The 20,447-nt window shown below is 32.0% G+C and carries 20 protein-coding genes and 3 tRNA genes; 13 read left to right on the top strand and 10 right to left on the bottom strand.

What is annotated here, in order from left to right; genetic code table 11:
* Window positions 1-2: 2 nt before the first annotated feature.
* Together N4T20_RS19395 and N4T20_RS19390 are read right to left on the bottom strand one after the other, a co-directional pair.
* Entirely contained in the window at window positions 3-608 is a 606-nt protein-coding gene (locus N4T20_RS19395; protein ID WP_260670709.1) for an NAD(P)H-dependent oxidoreductase, read from the bottom strand.
* 346 nt (window positions 609-954) lie between these two features.
* The gene (locus N4T20_RS19390) at window positions 955-1,941 is read right to left on the bottom strand and encodes an aldo/keto reductase (RefSeq protein WP_260670708.1); all 987 of its coding nucleotides are present in this window, start codon (window positions 1,939-1,941) and stop codon (window positions 955-957) included.
* Window positions 1,942-2,057: 116 nt separating this feature from the next.
* Here N4T20_RS19390 and N4T20_RS19385 point away from each other — a divergent pair, with 116 nt between their 5' ends.
* Window positions 2,058-2,903, top strand: a complete 846-nt coding sequence (locus N4T20_RS19385) for an AraC family transcriptional regulator (RefSeq protein ID WP_111285332.1) — start codon at window positions 2,058-2,060, stop codon at window positions 2,901-2,903.
* 257 nt (window positions 2,904-3,160) lie between these two features.
* On the opposite strand, the gene N4T20_RS19380 is transcribed toward N4T20_RS19385, so the two are convergent.
* Both N4T20_RS19380 and N4T20_RS19375 read right to left on the bottom strand, forming a co-directional pair.
* A complete protein-coding gene (locus N4T20_RS19380) occupies window positions 3,161-3,922 on the bottom strand; it encodes a C40 family peptidase (protein WP_260670707.1) in 762 nt (253 codons plus the stop codon).
* 70 nt (window positions 3,923-3,992) lie between these two features.
* Entirely contained in the window at window positions 3,993-5,171 is a 1,179-nt protein-coding gene (locus N4T20_RS19375) for an acetyl-CoA C-acyltransferase (protein ID WP_260670706.1), read from the bottom strand.
* 240 nt (window positions 5,172-5,411) lie between these two features.
* Here N4T20_RS19375 and N4T20_RS19370 point away from each other — a divergent pair.
* The 8 genes from N4T20_RS19370 to N4T20_RS19335 all read left to right on the top strand — a co-directional run bounded on the left by N4T20_RS19370 (window position 5,412) and on the right by N4T20_RS19335 (window position 12,952).
* Window positions 5,412-5,495 (top strand) — tRNA-Ser (locus N4T20_RS19370).
* 14 nt (window positions 5,496-5,509) lie between these two features.
* Window positions 5,510-5,584: transfer RNA gene (locus N4T20_RS19365), tRNA-Pro, on the top strand.
* A gap of 16 nt (window positions 5,585-5,600) precedes the next feature.
* A tRNA-Arg gene (locus N4T20_RS19360) sits at window positions 5,601-5,674 on the top strand.
* 134 nt (window positions 5,675-5,808) lie between these two features.
* Window positions 5,809-7,011 carry a site-specific integrase gene (locus N4T20_RS19355; protein ID WP_260670705.1) on the top strand — a complete coding sequence of 401 codons (1,203 nt, stop codon included), beginning with the start codon at window positions 5,809-5,811 and terminating at the stop codon, window positions 7,009-7,011.
* A gap of 206 nt (window positions 7,012-7,217) precedes the next feature.
* On the top strand, window positions 7,218-8,831 hold the full coding sequence (locus N4T20_RS19350; protein ID WP_260670704.1) for a class I SAM-dependent DNA methyltransferase: 1,614 nt from the start codon (window positions 7,218-7,220) through the stop codon (window positions 8,829-8,831).
* Window positions 8,821-10,260 (top strand): restriction endonuclease subunit S, encoded by a 1,440-nt coding sequence (locus N4T20_RS19345; protein WP_260670703.1) that lies wholly within the window; start codon window positions 8,821-8,823, stop codon window positions 10,258-10,260. The genes N4T20_RS19350 and N4T20_RS19345 overlap by 11 nt, the downstream gene beginning before the upstream one ends.
* Window positions 10,241-11,920 (top strand): restriction system-associated AAA family ATPase, encoded by a 1,680-nt coding sequence (locus tag N4T20_RS19340; RefSeq protein WP_260670702.1) that lies wholly within the window; start codon window positions 10,241-10,243, stop codon window positions 11,918-11,920. The genes N4T20_RS19345 and N4T20_RS19340 overlap by 20 nt, the downstream gene beginning before the upstream one ends.
* On the top strand, window positions 11,921-12,952 hold the full coding sequence (locus N4T20_RS19335; RefSeq protein ID WP_260670701.1) for a hypothetical protein: 1,032 nt from the start codon (window positions 11,921-11,923) through the stop codon (window positions 12,950-12,952).
* Between the two features lie 443 nt (window positions 12,953-13,395).
* Here N4T20_RS19335 and N4T20_RS19330 read toward each other — a convergent pair whose 3' ends face one another.
* Window positions 13,396-13,644: a helix-turn-helix domain-containing protein gene (locus N4T20_RS19330; RefSeq protein ID WP_260670700.1), complete on the bottom strand. Its 249-nt coding sequence runs from the start codon at window positions 13,642-13,644 to the stop codon at window positions 13,396-13,398.
* Between the two features lie 163 nt (window positions 13,645-13,807).
* On the opposite strand from N4T20_RS19330, the gene N4T20_RS19325 reads away from it, so the two are divergent.
* The 3 genes from N4T20_RS19325 to N4T20_RS19315 all read left to right on the top strand — a co-directional run bounded on the left by N4T20_RS19325 (window position 13,808) and on the right by N4T20_RS19315 (window position 16,045).
* Entirely contained in the window at window positions 13,808-14,263 is a 456-nt protein-coding gene (locus N4T20_RS19325) for a hypothetical protein (RefSeq protein WP_260670699.1), read from the top strand.
* A gap of 38 nt (window positions 14,264-14,301) precedes the next feature.
* On the top strand, window positions 14,302-14,727 hold the full coding sequence (locus tag N4T20_RS19320) for a hypothetical protein (protein ID WP_260670698.1): 426 nt from the start codon (window positions 14,302-14,304) through the stop codon (window positions 14,725-14,727).
* An 811-nt stretch (window positions 14,728-15,538) separates the two neighbouring features.
* Window positions 15,539-16,045: an ATP-binding protein gene (locus tag N4T20_RS19315; protein WP_260670697.1), complete on the top strand. Its 507-nt coding sequence runs from the start codon at window positions 15,539-15,541 to the stop codon at window positions 16,043-16,045.
* A gap of 21 nt (window positions 16,046-16,066) precedes the next feature.
* Here N4T20_RS19315 and N4T20_RS19310 read toward each other — a convergent pair whose 3' ends face one another.
* The 5 genes from N4T20_RS19310 to N4T20_RS19290 form a co-directional block, all read right to left on the bottom strand.
* Window positions 16,067-16,498 carry a GNAT family N-acetyltransferase gene (locus N4T20_RS19310; RefSeq protein ID WP_260670696.1) on the bottom strand — a complete coding sequence of 144 codons (432 nt, stop codon included), beginning with the start codon at window positions 16,496-16,498 and terminating at the stop codon, window positions 16,067-16,069.
* A 61-nt stretch (window positions 16,499-16,559) separates the two neighbouring features.
* The gene (locus N4T20_RS19305; protein WP_260670695.1) at window positions 16,560-17,333 is read right to left on the bottom strand and encodes a ThuA domain-containing protein; all 774 of its coding nucleotides are present in this window, start codon (window positions 17,331-17,333) and stop codon (window positions 16,560-16,562) included.
* Between the two features lie 27 nt (window positions 17,334-17,360).
* Window positions 17,361-19,130, bottom strand: coding sequence for a glycoside hydrolase family 9 protein (locus N4T20_RS19300; RefSeq protein ID WP_260670694.1), 1,770 nt, complete (start codon window positions 19,128-19,130; stop codon window positions 17,361-17,363).
* 186 nt (window positions 19,131-19,316) lie between these two features.
* Window positions 19,317-19,517 carry a hypothetical protein gene (locus N4T20_RS19295; protein ID WP_260670693.1) on the bottom strand — a complete coding sequence of 67 codons (201 nt, stop codon included), beginning with the start codon at window positions 19,515-19,517 and terminating at the stop codon, window positions 19,317-19,319.
* A 38-nt stretch (window positions 19,518-19,555) separates the two neighbouring features.
* Entirely contained in the window at window positions 19,556-19,831 is a 276-nt protein-coding gene (locus N4T20_RS19290) for a hypothetical protein (protein ID WP_260670692.1), read from the bottom strand.
* Between the two features lie 124 nt (window positions 19,832-19,955).
* On the opposite strand from N4T20_RS19290, the gene N4T20_RS19285 reads away from it, so the two are divergent.
* Window positions 19,956-20,279 (top strand): helix-turn-helix domain-containing protein, encoded by a 324-nt coding sequence (locus tag N4T20_RS19285; protein WP_260670691.1) that lies wholly within the window; start codon window positions 19,956-19,958, stop codon window positions 20,277-20,279.
* Window positions 20,280-20,447: the final 168 nt, after the last annotated feature.

Raw genomic sequence — 20,447 nt, 5'->3', positions numbered from 1 at the left:
AATTATAAGTTTTTAAAAGTTTGCTCTAAATGTTTCGTATAATTCTCTTTAAAGATAACAATATTTTCTGGTGTTGCGCCTTTTTCCACATCGTGAAAATGGAATCCGTTTATTTTTTCCATTCCTGTAAATTTGTTCATTTTATGGAAGCCAAACATTACGCCATCATCAACAGAAGTTTCTTCGAAGAATTCTCCCGGAAGGGTAAAAGCCGTTGCGGGCGCGTTCCAGCTTGTGGTGAGCATATATTTGCGTCCATGTAAAAGTCCGCCAGTTCCGTAATTAATGTCTGGGTTTACGCGACTTCTGCCGTCACTTTTATAGATTCCATTGTCGTGCCCTTGTGTGAAAACATCATCAATATATTTCTTGAAAAGGTTTGGCAGTTGAAACCACCAAACAGGCGTGTGATAGATGATTAAATCTGCCCAAACAAATTTTTCTACTTCTTCCTGCAGATCAATCTCGTCTTCAATATGTGTAGTTTTTATTTCGTAATTGCTGTTTTTTGAAAGAAATTCTACTGTCCAGTCTTGAACGGTTTTGTTGAATTGTCCTCCTGAATGTGCGAACTTTTGCCCGCCATTAATTATAAATATCTTTTTCATTTTTACTGTTGTTTCTTTTGAAAATGGATGCGTGAGGGATAGTAGTGGAAATTCTTTTGTGTCTCGTTTTTTAACGAGTCGCAAAAGATTGTAACGGATAGCCCGATTCGCCGCGGCGAAACACGCCCAAATCTTAATTATTTAATTTTTATGATTTTTTAAACACATAGAAACATAGAGTTTTTCTTTCTGGAAAAGAGAATAGAAAGAAACTAGTTTCTAAAACATAGCTCACAAAGTTTGTCATTTCGAATGGCGAGGTTGTGCATACTATGTGTGTTTATGCAAGTGAAACGCCTTTGCAGACAAAGCAAAACCTATGTTTCTATGTGTTAAAAAAAAAGAATTATTTTATTTTAGCAATTGCCTGATTGATAAATTCCAATTCAGAAGCTGATAAGTCAAAATCCATTGTTTTGGCGTTTGAAATGGCTTGTTCTGCATTTCTCGCTCCTGCAAGAACAATTGAAATTCCTTTTTGTAAAGTCGTCCAGCGCAAAACCAATTGAGAAATAGAAATATGTTTTGAATGCGCTAAAGCACTTAATTCTTCGATTAAAGTTTTTACCTGCTGCAAATCGAATTTTCCAAAATAACCGTTTCTATGGTCGTTTTCTTTTAATTTGCTGTCAGTGAAATATTTTCCAGTCAATAAACCTCTTTCCATTGGACTGTAAGCAATGATTCCGATGTTTTCTGCTACTGTAAATGGAACTAAATCTGTTTCAATTCCGCGGTTTAGCATACTGTACGCCACTTGGTTTGAAGCCACTTGAATTGTTTTTTGAGCTTCTTGAATTTGCGCTACATTGTAATTGCTCACCCCAAAAGCTCTAATTTTTCCCTGTTGGATAAGGGTTTCAACAGCTTCCATTGTTTCAGAAATTGGCGTTGTTGAGTCTGGCCAGTGAATCTGCATTAAATCGATATAATCGGTTTGAAGACGTTTTAGGCTTTCTTCAACTTCCTTAATTACGTTTTCTTTTGATGAAAATTTGTAAATCGGAACTTTTTTGCCATTATCATCTGCATCAAAAAAGTAATCGCCTTTTCCATTATTGCTTCCGTCCCAAACCAGACCGAATTTAGTAAGCAATTGAATTTTAGAACGGTCGTAAGATTTTATCGCCTCGCCGATCATTTCTTCACTTAAACCAAATCCGTAAAAAGGAGCGGTGTCAATTGTAGTAACGCCGTGGTCGATTGAAGCTTGAACAGATTCTATTGAATCTTTCTTTTCTGTTCCGCCCCACATCGTCCCGCCAATGGCAAATGCACCGTATGTAATTGCTGATAATTCAAGTTCTGAGTTGCCTAGTTTTCTATATTCCATGATTGTGATTTTTTATATTTAAAATTGATGAGGCAAAATTATACCGTTTTTGTGATTCTTATTTGGTATATATTTGTCTTTTTTAGGTATATTTGCATCTTCAAATAAATTGAATCATGAAAAAAGAAAACTTATACGAACCCTTTACAGTCTCTTTTGAAACCCTGAATGAATATCCAGACGTTGGAGATCGTCATAATTTTTTTGAACTCGTTTATATTTTAGAAGGAACGGGGAGGCAATGTATCAATAAGAATATTTTCGAGTATGATCCAGGGCATTTGTTCTTATTGACGCCTGAGGACTGCCATAATTTTACAATTGAAACTAAAACGAAATTTTTCTTTTTGAGGTTTAATGATATCTATTTGAAAAATTCTAGTCTGCAGAACGAAAACATTCAACGATTGGAATATATTCTTCAAAATGCCAATCATCAGCCGGGCTGTATTCTTAAAAATGACCCTGATAAATGCTTGGTGAAAGTAATGATTGAAGCCATTTGCCGTGAACATCAGGACAAAGATGTTTACAATCAGGAATTGATTCAGCAGTTGGTAAACACCCTAATTATCATCGTAGCGAGAAATATTGCGAAATATCTTCCAGAACAGGTAACAATAAATACTGAGGCTAAAGCGATGGATATTCTGCAGTATATTCAGAACAATATTTATTATCCAGAAAAAATCAAAGCAGAATCAATCAGCGATTATTTCGGAATTTCGAATACCTATTTAGGCCGTTATTTTAAAAAACACGCCAGCGAAACCATGCAGCAGTATATCAGTAACTACAAAACCAAACTGATTGAACATCGTTTGCAATTCAGCGAAAAGCGCATTAATGAAATCGCATATGAATTTGGTTTTACGGATGAAAGCCACTTTAATAAGTTCTTTAGAAAACAAAAGGGATATAGTCCGTCTGAGTTTAGAAAAACAATTCGACTAAGCGCATAGGTTTTTTAGCCACGAATTTCCCGAATTTGCACTAAATTTATTTTTGCCACAGATTTTGTGGATTAAAAATGATTTTTTAGCTTATTAATTTTCTCTCGCAGATTTAGCAGATTATGCGAATTTATTTTTTTTAAATCTGTTTAAATCCGCTCAATCTGCGAGAGAGAAAAAACAGATCCGTACAAATCCGCGTCTTCGCAAAGCAAATCCGTTTTATCCGCGTACTTTAATTCTCTTTTCAATAATAAAAATTAAAACTAGATAATCTTCTTAATTACACGAAGTTTATGAGTGTGCTTGTTTAATTCAGGATTGTAAATTCCGGTATGATCCAAGCGGTCAATGCGAACTTTACCACTTGCGTGAATGATGTAGTTATTTTCCATTATGATGCCAACATGGGTAATATTGCCTTCGTCATTATCAAAAAAAGCCAAATCACCGGCTTCACATTCTTCAATAAAACTCAAAGGATCGCCTTCGAGCGCCTGTTGAGAAGCATCACGATGAATTTTATAACCGTTTAATTTGTAAACCATTTGGGTAAAACCAGAACAGTCAATGCCGAAAGGAGTTTTTCCGCCCCACAAGTACGGAGCATTCAAATACATAAAAGCAGTTTTAATTAAAGCGCTTTTAGGCTTTATGCCGCTAGTTTTGGTTCCTTCAAAATCAAAGTTCGAAATATTGATTTCGCTGTTGTTTAAAAAAGATAGTGAGGCTCCAAGCGGAATTGGCAGTAAAAGATTGTTTGGAGCTGTAATATAATCAACTAAATCAGCATTTAAAATAATTGCCTCTTGGCTCAACTGATCAAATTGTTCTTTTGTAATTACCTGATATTGTTTAGAATCTACCCAGCCTTCATAATTATCAAACTGAATTCTTATTTTAGCCCATTGATTATGGCGTTCTAAAATTTCGATGTGTTCGCCAAACAAAAGCTGTGTAACGATTTCACTTCTGTCGCTTGGTTCAGATCGAACAGGTACTATGGCTAAATTGCAAATTCCAAACATTTAAGGAAATTTATAAAGTTGAAAAAATCAGGAGCTGTATTTATAACTCCTGATTTTTTGTGATATTGTTTTAAGCTCTTTCGATAACAATTGCCGATGCGCCACCACCACCGTTGCAAATTGCAGCAGCTCCAGTTTTTGCATTGTTTTGTTCTAAAACGTTTAGTAAAGTTACAATAATACGTGCTCCCGAAGCTCCAAGAGGATGTCCTAAAGAAACAGCACCACCGTTTACGTTTACTTTGTCGTTATCTAAATTTAAAATTTTTGCATTAGCTAATCCTACTACAGAGAAAGCTTCATTGAATTCGAAGAAATCAACATCTGAAATTGAGATTCCTGCTTTGTCTAAAGCTTTTGGTAAAGCCTTTGCAGGACTTGTTGTAAACCATTTTGGCTCTTGAGCAGCATCTGCATACCCTTTTATGTAAGCTAAAGGTTTTAAACCTAATGCATTTGCCTTTTCTTCAGACATTAAAACCAAAGCAGCAGCGCCGTCATTGATTGTTGAAGCATTTGCAGCAGTTACAGTTCCGTCTTTTGTGAAAACTGGAGCTAAAGATGGAATCTTATCTAATTTCACATTAGTATATTCTTCGTCTTTAGAAAATATAATAGGTTCGCCACGTCTTTGCGGAACTTCAACAGGAACAACTTCATTGTCAAATTTTCCAGCGTCCCAAGCCTTTGCGCTTCTTTCATACGATTGGATAGCGAAAGCATCTTGCTCTTCACGAGTAATTTTATATTCAGATGCACATAAATCAGCGCAAACTCCCATTGCGTTGTTGTCGTAAGCATCTGTCAAACCATCTTTCTGCATACCGTCAAGCATAGTTGCAGGACCAAATTTGTTTCCAGCACGCATTTGCACATAGTGAGGAATCAAGCTCATGCTTTCCATTCCGCCCGCAACTACGATTTCAGCATCTCCACAGGCGATAGCCTGAGTGGCAAACATTACGGCTTTCATTCCAGAAGCGCATACTTTGTTTACTGTTGTTGCGGCAACTTCTTCAGACAGGCCGGCAAAAAGTGCTGCTTGGCGTGCAGGAGCTTGTCCAACACCTGCCTGAATTACATTCCCCATGAAAACTTCATCGACTAATTTTGGGTCAAGGTTAATTTTTGAAAGGGCTCCTTTTATAGCAGCAGCGCCTAATTTTGGTGCAGGTACAGTAGATAACCCGCCCATGAAACTTCCGATAGGTGTTCTAACGGCAGAAACGATAACAACTCTTTTGTTCATTTTCTGTTTAATAATAGTTAGTAAGCAAATTTACTGTTTATTTGAATAAATTCAAATTTTGTATTGAATAGGGTTAATTTTAAATTTAAGGTGAAATTTTTGTTAATTCTATTTGTTTGATTGTGAAGTGGTTTTGAAAAAAGATGAAAAAAAACTAAAAAAAACTCAAAAAAAAGCTTGTGAGAAAAGGAATGTTGTTATACATTTGCACTCGCAAAACGGAAGCAATTCCACTAGCAAGGAGAGGTGCCAGAGCGGTAATGGAGCAGATTGCTAATCTGTCGACGGGTAACCGTCGCCAGGGTTCGAGTCCCTGTCTCTCCGCTTAAATTTTGCATCGGGGTGTAGCGTAGCCCGGTTATCGCGCCTGCTTTGGGAGCAGGAGGCCGCAGGTTCGAATCCTGCCACCCCGACTACAATTGAAATAATGGACGCATAGCTCAGCTGGATAGAGCACCTGCCTTCTAAGCAGGCGGTCGAAGGTTCGAATCCTTCTGCGTTCACAAAAAGTCACTCAAATAGAGTGGCTTTTTTGTTTTATATCCTTTCGAAAGCATAAAATGTTGTGCATTATCTTTTTGTTTTTTCATTTGTTTGCATATAGTTTGCACATAAGAACCATAATTTACCCTTTATTATGGCAAATTTAAAAGTTCTCCTTGATAAAAGAAGACAAAAGAATGATGGCAACTATAATGTTATTTTTAGGATTACTCACAATCGAAAAGTTTACACTTTAAACTCTGGAATATCAACTACAGAAATGTATTGGAATGAACAAAGAAAAGAATTGGATAAATCTCATCCCAATTCAAAACTGTTGAATATTAAGTTGTCAAAAGAATATTTCAAGATACAACAATTGATCTTAGAGCTTGATGAAACTTTTTCTATTACTGATTTGAAGAATAAATTGGAAGGAAAAGCAAATGTTTCAGAAGCGGTAACTTTTAAATCATTTTCAGATAAGTTAATAGTTCAAATGTTTGAAGTGAAAAAGACTGGTAATGCTTTGGTTTATCAAACTGCGGTTAATCAGTTTGTTTCTTTTGCTTCTGAATCAAGTTTGTTGTTTAGTGATATTGATTATACTTTATTGGAGCGGTTTGTTCATCATCTTCAAATAAAAGGATTGAAGCAAAATAGTATTTCGAATTATTTACGAACTATTAGGGCAATTTATAATAAAGCTATAAAAGCTAAAATAGTGGAACGTTCTTTTTATCCTTTTAATGATTTAATTATAAAGTCTGAAAAAACAGGGAATAGAGCTGTTTTAAGGAAGGATATTCTAAAGTTTGAGCAAATGGCCCTTGTTGAAAATTCAGGCTCATGGAAGGCTGTAAATTGTTTTCTTTTAAGTTTTTATCTTGTCGGTATGTCGTTCACTGATTTGGCCTATTTAAAGACTGAGAATATCATTAATGGGAGAATAATATTTAAAAGGAGAAAAACTCATAAAAACTATTCAATTAAACTTTTTGCAAAGTCAGAAAGTATTATTAATAAGTTCAATTCAGCTACTAGTAAGTATTTGATTCCTGTTTTAAATGAAAATATTCCTGAGGATAGTCAAGAAGCTAAGAAAATTATCAAGCAGTGGATTAAAACCACAAATAAGTATTTAAAGCGTCTAGGAAGGCAAGAAGATATGAGTGTTCAGATAACTACCTATGTGGCAAGGCACACTTTCGCAACAACAGCAAAAAGACTAGGTTATTCAAATGAAATTATTGCGGAGGCTTTAGGACATGAGTATGGAAATCGGACAACTAATATTTATTTGCATTCATTTAATCAAAATATTGTTGATGAAATGCATTTTTCGGTAATTTGTTAAAAGTATTTGGATTGTATTTTTTTGATAGGATATGCCTTGGCGATATCCTGTCAAAAAAAGATTTTTTTACTTTTATCAATTTATTTGTGTTTAGTTATAGTTTCAAAAAAACTTATTAATATTTCATGTTAGATTATTAGAGTTTTTTTGTAATATGCTAACAGATGTTATTTCAGGTAACAAATTAAATAAACAAAAGACAAAATATGTTAACAACAGAAATAAAAAACAAAATACAACTTTTATGGGATAGACTATGGGCTGGAGGATTGTCGAATCCCATAACAGCCATTGAACAAATTTCGTATTTACTTTTTATGAAAAGATTGGAAAAATTTTCTCCAAATCTAGAAAAGAATTTAAAATGGAGTACCTATAACACTTTTGAAAATGAAAAATTAGTCCGTCACATAAAGGAGGTTGTTTTTGAGTATATTAAAAATAATTTAGCGAGTGAAGAAGAACCTTTTGCTAAAGCGCTTAGAGATTCTTCTTTCATTGTTAATAATCCATCACTTTTAAAAGATTGTATAGTTTTTATAGATTCGATTTATGAAGATATTGAAAAACAAGAAAAGGAAAATAATCAATATTTTCATGATATTCAGGGAGATGTTTATGAGTATTTGTTAAAGCATACTAGTGAGGCAGGAAAAAATGGACAATTTAGAACACCAAGGCATATTATTCAAATGATGACAGAGATATTAGATCCTGATGTTGATGGTAAAATTTGCGATCTAGCATGTGGATCTGGAGGTTTTTTAATAGGTGCGTATCAGTATATTGTTACAAAGTACTCTGCAAAAAAAATAAAAGATGAAAATGGTTTGTGGAAAGGGTTAGATGGCAAAGAATTTCAAAAAGCAGAAAATAATGGGAAGGATATATTGTTGAGGGAAAATACATTTTACGGATTTGATATTGATCAAACAATGGTTCGTATAGGCATGATGAATTTAATGATGCATGGAATTACTAAGCCGAATATTGAGCATATTGATACTCTTTCATTAGATTATGAGAAGTTAGAAGCTAAAAGGATTAATGAATCATTTGATTCAAGTGATAGGATTAAAATCGAAAATAAAAAGTTGCAAGGTCAGTATAAATATATTCTTGCAAACCCTCCTTTTACAGGCAAGATTAATAGTGAAACTGTTTCAGAAAACTTAGATAGAATCTATCCAATCGTACACAATAAGAAAAGTGATAAAAAGGAAAGGCAAAAAACAGTACAGTCGGAATTGTTATTTTTGGAAAGGATGATCTATATGCTTGAAGATGGTGGTAAAGCCTGCGTCGTTGTTCCTGAAGGCTTACTTTTTAATACTTCATCAGCACATGTTTCTACTCGTAAAATATTAATGCATGATTGTGATCTTCAGGGAGTTATTTCGCTTCCTAGTGGTGTTTTTCAGCCATACACAGGAGTGAAAACTTCTATATTGATTTTTGAAAAGAAAAAATATAGAAAAACTACACCACAAGAAGTTGATGTGTGGTTTTATGAAATGAAATCAGATGGGTACACTTTAGATACAAATAGGAAAAAATTAAAAGAGAATCCCTTACCTGAATCAATTAAAAAATGGAATAATCGACATAAGGAAGAACAGTCTGATAGGAAATTGCAATATTTTGCCATACCATTCGCTGAAATTCAAAAAAACAAATATGAATTAAACCTTAATAGATATAAAGATTTTGAATACCAAGCAGAAGAATATAGGTTGCCTAAATATATTTTAGATGAGTTGTTTGTTTTGGAAGAAGAAATATTTAAGGGGTTATCCCAATTAAAAGAAAGTGGAGAATAAAAAAGTAAAATTAAAAGAAGTTGTCAAATTAGTTAATGGTTATCCTTTTAAGCCTGTTGATTGGGGGGAAAAAGGAATTGAAATTATTCGAATCCAAAATTTGAATAATCCACTGGCAATTTTTAATAAAACGGCTATAGAAATTGACGATAAGTATCTTGTGAGGGAAGGTGATATTCTTATATCTTGGTCTGCCTCATTAGGAGTGTATGAATGGAAAAAAGAAAGTGCTTATCTTAATCAGCATATTTTTAAAGTTGAATTTATTACCAATAAAATTTCAAAAGATTACTTCAGATATGTTATTCAATTAGCTATCGAAGAATTAACTTACAAAATGAGAGGGGTCGGTTTAAAACATTTGACAAAAGCTCAATTTGATGAGTATGAATTTGTTTTGCCTGATTTAGTAAAGCAAACAGAAATTATAAATAAACTCAATAATATTGAATCTTTAATTGTAAAGAGAAAAAGAACAATAGAATTACTTAAAGAGTATATTAGTTCAACATTTTATAATATGTTTGGACCTCCTATTTCAAGTAATAAAAAATTTAAATTTAAAAAATTATCAGAATTAGTTTTAAATAAAAGGAATGCTATTAAAGCTGGCCCGTTTGGTTCAGAATTGAAAAAAGAATTCTATGTAGATAATGGTTATAAAGTTTATGGGCAGGAGCAGGTTATTAGAAATGATTTTAATTATGGAGATTATTTTATTGATGATGAAAGATATGAAAAATTAAAAAGTTGTAAGATAGAATCTGGAGATATTTTAATTAGTTTAGTAGGCACGTTAGGGAAAGTTGCAATTGTTCCTGAAAATTTTCAAGAGGGTATTATAAATCCACGTTTAATTAAAATTTCAATAAATAATAATTTGGTAAATCCTTTTTATATTAAGTCTTTATTTGAAACAAATTATTTTGAAGCATACCTTAAGGATATAGCTAAGGGTGGCGCTGTTCAATCATTAAATGTAAGTGTGTTGAAAGGAATTGATTTTCCAATTCCTAGAATTGACCTCCAGAATAAATATTGTGAAACATTAAAAAAAGTTGAAATACAAATACAGAAATGTCTAAAGTCATTGAGTCTTTTAGAAGAGATTTTTCAATCAATTTTGTATAATTCTTTTAATAATGAAAAGGTCGATGAGGATGAAGTAGATAAAATAATGAATGATGATTTAGAAGTTGAAACTATTATAGGGACAATTTTAGCATCCGATTTTGAATCTTTAGCGCAATACAATGTTTATAAAAATATATTATTTAAAATTTTAGACAGAACTGAAAAGAACATTGAAATTTCTAAAGATGATTTATCTTATAGTAAAGGGATTGTACAAGTTTATTCTAATAATAAAATATCTATAAAGACACTTAGGGAACATAAATTGGATGATAATGAAGTTATTACGTTTTAAATTAAATACTAAATTTAGGAGTTTACCGAAAGGTTTTGAATTAATTTTTAGAAAAAATAGTTCTTTAGATCGTGATAAATTAAATCAATTTCATCCTTTTTGCTTTGCTGGTCTTAATGGGAGCGGTAAATCTAATATTCTGGAGGCTTTATCGCTAATTTTTTTTTATTTAGAATGTTCTTTTTCAAAATATCTGCCAGATGATTTTAATGAAGCGTTTGAAAAAAGCAATATTCCATTTTCATTTGAATTAGAATATCTTATTTATAAACAAGATAACGATTCGATTATTCCAATAAAAATTATTAAGCCTGACAATAAACCAGTTGAATTTTATCGTTTTTCGGAAGATGGCGAAATTATTAGAGTTAGTACAGTGCCAGTAAGGGAAGGGATTATTAAAAGTAATGCTGTTGCAAAACAGTATCTTCCAGAAATTGTGATAGGTTATTCATCAGGAGAGAATGAAATATTAAGTTTACCGTTTTTAAAAACAAGATTAATTCACAGTGATAATTATAAACAATCTTTACTTGAAGATGAAAAGTATGAAAAGAAACCATTAACAAGTTTAGTTTATATAGATTATAGTATGAGTCAAGCGGTACTATTATCTAATTTTTTGATGCAAAAAGAATTTGAAGATGAAAAATTAGATTTATTACAACCGATAAAAGAAATATTGGAGATTGAGAAGTTACAGAGCTTTCGATTGGTAATTAAAGATTTTTTAATTAGAAAGGAAGAAAGTTCGAAATCAAAGAATCGAAAACTATTATCTCAATTGAAAGAAAAAGGGGAACTATCAATTATTGATAAATTAAAGTTGTGCTCAACTTCATCATATTTAACTGCTGATGGAGAATTAGTATTAGATTATTTTGTAAATAGAGAAACAAAAACGGCATTTCAAAAAAATTTTGATTCTCCATATGATTTATTTCAAGATTTGCAAACATTATTAGAGCTTAATCTTCATTCCATAAACGAAACTTTAAAGAAAACAATTTATACATCTAATAGTATGTATGTTTCTGAAAAAATGCCAAAGCCAGAAGGGAAGGATTTAGTCTTTTATTTTAATGATTTTTTAATAAAAAAGAAAAATGATGATCAACCAGTTTTAGTAAAAAATTTGTCTGATGGCGAGCATCAATTTTTGCACAGTATGGGAATTTGTTTAATGTTGAAAAACAAAACAGCTTTATTGTTGTTAGACGAGCCTGAAACTCATTTTAATCCAGACTGGCGGTCAAAATTTATAAGTGTTTTAAAGGATAGCTTAGAACGAGGAGAGAGTAATAATCTTGTTAGGGATATTTTAATTACGTCACATTCTCCATTTATAATATCAGATTGTTTTCCTGATAAAGTGGTAGTCTTTAAAAAAGGTCATCAACCAGTTAATGCATGGGATATGAATTTTAATACTTTTGGAACTTCTGTAAATATTGTGTTGGAAGAAATATTTAGAAAAGAAGAAAGTATACCTAATTATTCTTTGTCTGAATTAAATAAAATAAAAAATAGAAAGTTCGATTCAATTGAAGATATTCAGAAAGCTAAGGAGGATTCTAGATTGTTGGGAGATTCTCCTGAAAAGGTATTTCTTTTTAGAGATTTATTGCTAAAAGAAGAAGAATTTAAAGAAGAGAATTAGATGCTTAGATCATATAAATACATAGAGACTTCACACCGTTTTTTAAACGAGAATATAATTGGTTTTTTTAATCGCATTGAATTTGAAACAGATGATTATTCAACAAATTTTTTTGATCCCGATTTTTATAATAATATTGTTAGTCATCATAAAAAAATATTAGAAGAGCCTCTGATTGCGATCTATGATATTATTAAAAAATGGGATCAAATTAAAAGGACAAATTTTTGTAATGAGATAAGGATAAGTAATGATATAGAAAGAATCTGTAAAAGGGAAGTTTTTCCTTTGAAGATAACAGAGATTGATGAAGAAATAACGAATGCAGTTGATATTAAAAAATTATTTGCCGATCTATATAAGCAAGTTTTGTATGGGAGTCATTGTAAAGGAATTTATGGAGATATGCAGGAGCATTTTAAATTATTTAAGATTGATGAGAATGAGATTTTTAAATGCCCAGTATGTGGACTAATACCACAAAATTCTAGAGAAGAAAAAAAAGAGGATTATGATCATTTGTTACCATATACTATTTATCCTTTTTCAGCTGTAAATTTTAAAAATCTTGCACCAATTTGTGTTGATTGTAATTCCGATTACAAAGAAAATAAAGATGTATTAAATAATGGAGGCAGGAAAATATTCTGGTATTATGATCAATTGCATCAAGGCATTACAATAAATGCCAAACTAGAAAATGAAGCAGATTATACATTTACATTTGATTATGGTACTTTGGATGACAGAGTTGACGAAATCGAGTCATGGAATGATATTTTTTGTATTACTACAAGATACATAAAAAGAGCAAAAGGGAAAGCAGATAACTGGTTTAGGAATTACTGGGAATTTTTAGAGGATCCGACATTTAAGCATGTAGATCTTGATACAAAGAAAAATATGTATGCCACGATTATGAAAAAAGATCTGGATATTGAATCTATTAAAGCACCTGTAATACTTGCTATGGAGAATTCTAAACTGTCGATAGCTTATCAGGAAACAGCAAGATACAAAATGAACTTTTAAGTAATACTGTAATAAGGTTAGCAACAGGGCATAGCTATCCCCTTAATTATTTGTTATACTTTTTAAAGTATTTACTTTTCTTTATTCCTTGATAGAACTAAGAAGTATGAGAGATTCTTTCAAGGGAGTGTTTGAAAAGAGTTGATTAAAAAAATGAAGTGTTAATTGTAAAGGAACTCTACCAAGTTCCTTAGTGTTCAGCAAAGTTCGACTATTTTTTGGACAATTTCAAGGGTTTGATTGATAAAATTGATGTTTTACTGTAAAGTTTTATAATTAAAAAAGTTATAACATCTCAAATCTTAGCATTTGTTATTTGGAAAGGAAATACAAGCCGTCTTCTCATTAGTTGAGAATTTATCTTTTCAAGAATTATTTAATAATTAGATCCCAAAATATAATAATATAGCTTTATAACTTTTTTAATTAGATAATCTAAAAAATTATTTTGCTTTTATAAAATTGAACAACTCCTCTATAGAAACGTCTAAAGATTTAAGAATCTTGAGCATTGTTGTAATTTTCATTTCTTGTTTCCCTTTCATGTATTTTCGTAGATTTTCTACATCTAAATCAGCATCATGTGCTACAATTCTAGTCTTTAACCCTTTTTCTTTAATAATTTCAGTAATACGTGTTCCTAAAAGAACAACTTCTTCGTTGATTGCTGATTTTCTACCTTTCTTTTCCATTTAGGAAAATTACTTTCAAGAGATTAAAATAAAGTGATTGATGTAGTCGTATTGTTTTCAACCGTTTTTTTTATAAGTTTGTAAATAAATTGAATTTAAAGAATTTGATTTGCCCATTGAATAAACAAGCTTTAAATAACCTTAATCAACTAAAATATAAATAATGAAAAAAGTTAGTCTTTTAATTACAATCCTTTTTTTTGTTCTCCAATCTTGTTCATCAGATGATGATAAATCTGTTGTAAATGAAAATATTAAACAGCCCTTTGATGTAAAGTATGAGGTAATCTTTTCAGAAGGTCTAAAAGAAAAAAGGAATTATACAGTTATTGAATACGGAAGTGAAAGTTCTTCCGAAAATTATTTTTTACATAATAGAGTAAAAATAGGTGATTTAAGTAAAACGTGGACTCATAGTTTTACTTCTAGAGTTGCAAAAATGCCTATGTTTTTAGTTGTTAACACTAATATAGAGCCTGTGAGCGAAGGAAATGTGAGATTTAAAATATATGTTAATAATAAGCTCGTTCAAGATAAAACTACCACTGTTAGTCCAAGGACAGATATTTTGATTGAGAAATTCTTTGGGGCTTCTTATTGGGTAAACAATACTAAATAAAATCTATTAAATAGTCTTAATAATCATTTGCCACAGAAATGAAAAAAATAGCCAAACTCATCTTTGTTTTATTCTGTTTTAGCATAAATGCACAGGTTAGTAATCAAAATAATAAAGGGCTTCAGTCTAAGAACAAAATAAGTAATAATAATGTTTCTTATGTCTATTATACTTTTTTGGAAATGGGAAATAGTGTTTCGAAGAAAGATTTCTTTGGGGATATTATTCCGCCTGAATATTCTAAGATGTACTCTATATCAAATTATACAAATGAATTAGAAAAAAGCTTACAATTCTGTTTAATCAAGAATTATAAGGAGATGAATGGCAAAATTGTAGTTTTAATTCCTCATTTGTTTTTTGATAGGCATTCATTATTACAAAGTTGGCAAAAAGAGAAAGGAAATGTTTTTAATTCTTATAAATGCTCCAATTTGAGTGAATTTGGAATAAATGAGCAATAGCACTTTCAATGCGTAAAGTGTCTGTAGATAGGCTTATTTTGCTTGTTAGAAGTATAATTTTTAATTTGAAATATGGTTGATAAAGAAGTTTTAGAAGATAGTTTTATGACCGACAGTTTTTTAAAAGTCATTTTTATGAGTTCTCTTTTGATAGCTGTTTTAATTTTTCTTTTCAAAGGAAAAGATGAATCAAAGACTTTTTTGTCAGTCATTACAGTAGTAGTAATTACAATCTTTATTTTTAGTATGATTTTCATAGGTCTAAGAAGCTTGTTTTAGAATTAAATACTTTTTAATATCAGGGATTAATTTTGCCATTTCTCCTGCCTACGCACAAGGAAAGTTTAGTTGGGGTAATCTTCCATTTCCCCAAGCCCCTATGGATGCTCTTTTTTAAAGAATTTAAAAATTACAATGTGAGTAGAATTCTTTAAAAAGAGAGCCATTGTATATTCATAATTATTTTTTTTGATTTTTTTTAATGATTTGTGTTGGAAAAGACAGGGTACTCCTGATAAGACACCCCCTTAAGATTTAGTAAATTGAGTGTTCCCCCCTTGGAAGCATCAATTAAAAGCAATATTAATCAGGTTTTTGTTTGCACACTATTTGCACAAACGATTAGAATAATAAAAGAACTCAATAGTTTCAATAGCTCAGCTGGATAGAGCACCTGCCTTCTAAGCAGGCGGTCGAAGGTTCGAATCCTTCTGCGTTCACTTTTAAGGATGATCAAGAAATGATCATCCTTTTTTGTTTTATACCTATTTTGTTTATTTTAATTGTTCATGATAAAAAAAATATTCAGAATATGAAAATAGCAATATTAGGAGCTCATAGGGTTGGCAAAACTACTTTGGCTGAAAAACTGCATGAATCTTTTCCTAATTATGAGTTTTATCCGGAGCCTTTTTTTGAATTGCAGGAAATGGGTTTTGATTTTTCTGAAACACCGACTACAGATGATTATATGATGCAGCTTGAACATTCATTAAAGCAAATCTTGAGAAGCGGCAGAAATGCTATTTTCGATCGCTGTCCGATTGATCTTTTAGCATACGCTATGGCAGCGGACAATACATTAGATTTTTCGGCACTATTTAATAAAATTCAAAATGCAATTCAAGAAATTGATGTTTTTGTATTTGTCCCTATTGAAGAGCCCGACCGATTTTCATGTGCAGACTCCGATTTGCCTGATCTTAGAAATGAAGTAAATGATAGTATTGTCGAATTAATTGATGATTTTGATTTGAAGGTAATTAAAGTCAGAGGAAGTTTATCTGAAAGACTAGATCAAATTCTACGCAAATTATAAAATAGCCATTCAATTGAGCGGCTATTTTATCAGTTCTAAATGCAGAATCGGGTAGGGTTTTCCACAGCCGTCTACATCAGATGTTGATTTTGTCTCAAAACCAAAATGTTTGTAAAATGCTGAGGCTGTTAGGTTTTCTTTATTTACATCAACTTTCGTGATCTTAAGCTCTTCAATTGCGTACAATAATAATTTTTTGCCAATTCCTTTTCCTATTTGGTCTGCCGTTACAAATAGCATTTCTAAGTTTCCATCATGGGTTCCGATAAAACCAATAATCTGCTGTTGGTCATTTTTTATGCAGTGCAATGAAACATTATCAAAAAAGTTTGGGATAAGTTCTTTGTAAAATATAAAATCTTCGGGTTTTAAGAAGTCGTGTGTTGCTTTTACAGAAGACTCCCAAACCGAAATAAGTTCAGGATACTCTGTTTTATTTACTTTTTGAATCACAGTTTAAATTTGTTTATTTTTTGATGAATGGCAAAAATAGCAATTATGTCCAATATTGACTTTATCTTTTGCCAGCTGCCCAGAAAATTGAATTTCGAAGCAGGGTAGTATAGGCGCCATTTTCGAATAATTCTGGCGAATGTCCCATAAAGATGTAAACATTTCGAGATTTAAAATGATCGTTTGTCCATACTACAGGGTGATCCCCCATTTTTATTTTTGAATCTGGCTGATAAGTAGATTCGTCAACCGAAGCCAAAATATGAACATTTGGCCTAGGGCTTTTATCATACGTGTACCATTCTTCTTTTTTAATCAGGAAATCAAAAGGAACTCCTTTAGTTACTGGATGTGATTTATCTTCTACATTTACTTTTCCGCTCGCAAAATCTGGTATGTAATTCGCAAACCTAATGCCGCCCATAAAATCAGAAAACCATTTCCACATTTGAAATCCATCAAATTCACCGAGCAGGGTAGCGTGATGCAAGCCAACCCATCCGCCTTTGCCGCTGTTCATGTATTTCTGAAAGGCCTGCATCGATTCTTCGCTCCAGGTATAAGGAGGATAATCCAATTGGATGAAAACTTGATATTGCTTTAAAAGTGCTTCATTGATTGTTTTAGTGTTCTCGATATAGTCAATTGTAAAACTGCTATCGATGGCAAGTTTATTGAGCCACGGTTTTGCTGCTTTGGTAAATGGAAGGTGATGCCCGCCATTTTCATATAAAACCAAAGCTTTAAAACGTGATTTTTTTTGTTTTTGAGCCTGACAGTCCTGCTGAAAGAAACAGCTTAAAAGAAGTAAAATAAATACTATTGCGTTTTTCATGAAAGTAATTTAGTAAATCGAATTAATTTACGGTTCAACCATTGCAGTTATTGCTTGTAAAAACCATGCTGAGTGCGGAATCCATTGTTCGGTCCAGCGCCATTCGTTTCCCTTATCTTCCATTTTAAAATCAATGCCAGAACCATCTCCATTTCCGTCTTTACCGGTAATTCCGTTAGAAATACCGCCTTTTTCAGATCCATGACCGTAATTGGAATGCATATAAGGCACATTGTTTTCTCCAAATTTGTACAAAAAGCACATGGAATACGGATTGCATCCTAAAATCCAAGATAATTGCTGAGAAGCATACAAATCGAGTGATTTTTTTGTACTGTTATTTTTTTGAAACGAAATGTTTTTTCCGCCTTCTATTGCCGCAGTTGCCAATGAGGCCAATCTGGCATTTTCGCCTTGCCACCACCAGCCAGTTTCGTTATCATGCGGAATAAAAAATCCGTCTTGAACTTTGTCATTAAATAAAAAGCTTTGTCGTGCATAACCAAACGGATTAGCTACACTGTTTGTAACGGCTAGATTGTATTCTAAGGCCTTTTTGATGACATTTTCTGCAGCAGCTTTTTCTTTATTGTCAGATTCTTTTTTTAGATATCGAGTTAGCGCTACAATTGGTAAACCTGCATCGGCTGCGTGCCAAAACGGACGATTCGTGTCATTGCTTCTAAACCATCCTTTATCCGTCATTCGGTTTTCAAGTTTATGAGCCCATTTTCTGGCTTCGCTTTTATAAAAATCATCATTGGTTGCAATCCACAATTCTGTCGCAGCCATCAAAGCGCAATAATCATCTATAATATTTTCTTTTCCGTCATCATCATATTTTGTGTTGTTGATTAGGAGATGGGCGTAGGCTCGTTTGGCGCCCTCTAGATATTGTTTTGAAGTAAAATCGCCTCTCTTTTTCCATTTTGAAATTCTCGCAAGTGATGCTATAGCCATTCCTGCGCCTTCGCGAAAAGCAGATTGATATTCATCTGTTGTAACACTATTAGCCTTTAATCCGACAATTCTTCTCGCTGATGGATTTTTGTCAAAATAGCTAAAGACAATCATGTAAAAATAGTCTTCATCAGAAAGGCAGCGCATCATATAATCGGCTCCCCAAATGGCTTCATTATCCAAAGAATCTTTTATTTTCCATTCTGTAAGCTTTTTTGGAATGGTTTCGGAGGTATTAATAAGCGACCAAGTGACCAAAGGTGTCTGCTGAGGCGATACAAAATTAGCGTAGGCTAAATGCGAAAAATACTTGCTCACGTCGCCAGACGCATCACACCATCCGCCATGTACATCTACTTTTTTAGTGCTTCCAAACAATAGCATATTTTTGTCTGCCTCAAGTTCTTCGGGAGTGTTGGCTCTTTGTTTATTGTAATAATGTACAATGGAAGAAATGGTTTTTTTGGCTAATATGTTTTCTTCAATTGAAAAACGTGCGGAACTATAAGTTTGATCTCCAATTTTGAATGCAACTTGATAATTCCCCGGTTTTTGGAAAGACGAAAAATCAGCTTTGTAATAATATTTGCCTAGTTTCCAATCTTCAACAGTTTCTGCTTTTCCAATTTTAGAAGTGAAAACTGTTTTTCCTGTTTCGGCATCTATGATATCAAAAGTTGAATTCAAGAGATTGCTGGAATATTCGATTATAGCAATTTTTGGACTTTTGGGATCAAAGCCAACTTGATTTACAAAAATGATAGTTTTGCTGTAAGCCGAAATGGAAAGGAGCAAAACTAATACAACACATCTTAATTGTTTTCTGATTTTTAGCATGGTTTTTTTGTTTTTTAGCCCGTAGAAAGGGCAAATTACAAAAAAGGTAAAATTTACCTAAACCAAATGTTTTTCCACTAAAAATTCGAAAATTGCAATATCGAATTAATTTTAGCGGGATTTATGCTTTAATTAAAAAATCAATGATGTGTATTTGATGTGATTTTTATTGGCTGTCGGACAATTTTAATTCATTATTTGTTTTATTTTTTTCATCTGATTAAAGTATTGTGAGTGAATTTCAAGTCCTTCTTTATATTCTTCAAGGCTCATTCCGTATAAATAAGGTATATTTTCAAAGTCGATCTTGTGTGAAGACGTAACTTCAAATTTTTGAATAGAATCTGACTGGTTGTTTTCTTTTTTATTGCTATTGTGGGCGGTCATAAAATTGATGCTTTTGTTAAAATAGTTAACGGTACTTTTTAGACTTGAGAAGTTAAAAGCTTTATTTTTTCGATGGCTTGTTTATTTTCATATGCGACTTCTACTAATGCGAGTAGGATGTCATTTCTCAAAATGGTTTTGTTTCTCACGTTTCTGACTAGTGCTTTGCTTGGAGCAGGCAGTCCTTTTTTTACGATGCAGTTTATAGTAAGGTCTACATAAGTTACAGGTAAATGCTTATCTATAAATTCGTAAGCTTTCGTATTGTGAGAATTATCTTCTTTAAAATTGCTATTATTGATTAATTTTGACATATCTTTGCTAATTATTATTAATAGGTTAATTGGTCTGTGTAAATGTAAGAATATTATTATATTTATTATTCTTTTTAATGTTAAAAAATATATTTTGGCTATATTTTACATGAATTTTTAGAAGATGTATCATGAGAAACTAAGTAAATTCTTTAGGGATAAAGGATTAAAGCAAAAGGAAGTAGGGGCAATTTTAGGATTTAGCCCTGCGATGATTGGAAGATACTTACATGGGACTGCCAGTATTGGCTCAGATTTTATTATCAGTCTAAGTAAAAATTTTCCAGATGTGGATTTGAATGATCTTTTTGCTCCCGATGAGCAAGATATGGTCAATGAAATTGGTGCAGTTTATGAAAAACAGAATATTTTGAATGACTTGCAAGAAATTGAAGTGCGCATTCATAATATCAGGCTGCGTTTAGCAGATAAAAATTTTGAGGAATAATTGCAGTAAGGAGTTTTCTAAAATTATAGCTGACAATTTTAGCAATTACAGCATTGGTTAAACCACTCTAAAAGGAGTGGTTTTTTTGTTTTAAAATACTTCATTTTTAATTAAGTACAGCTTAACTGTTTAAGTTTTTTTTTATTAAATTTGATTAACAATTTCTAG

It is taken from the genome of Flavobacterium sp. TR2 (assembly GCF_025252405.1).
Lineage (GTDB): Bacteria > Bacteroidota > Bacteroidia > Flavobacteriales > Flavobacteriaceae > Flavobacterium.
This window is presented reverse-complemented; position numbering and strand designations above follow the sequence as displayed.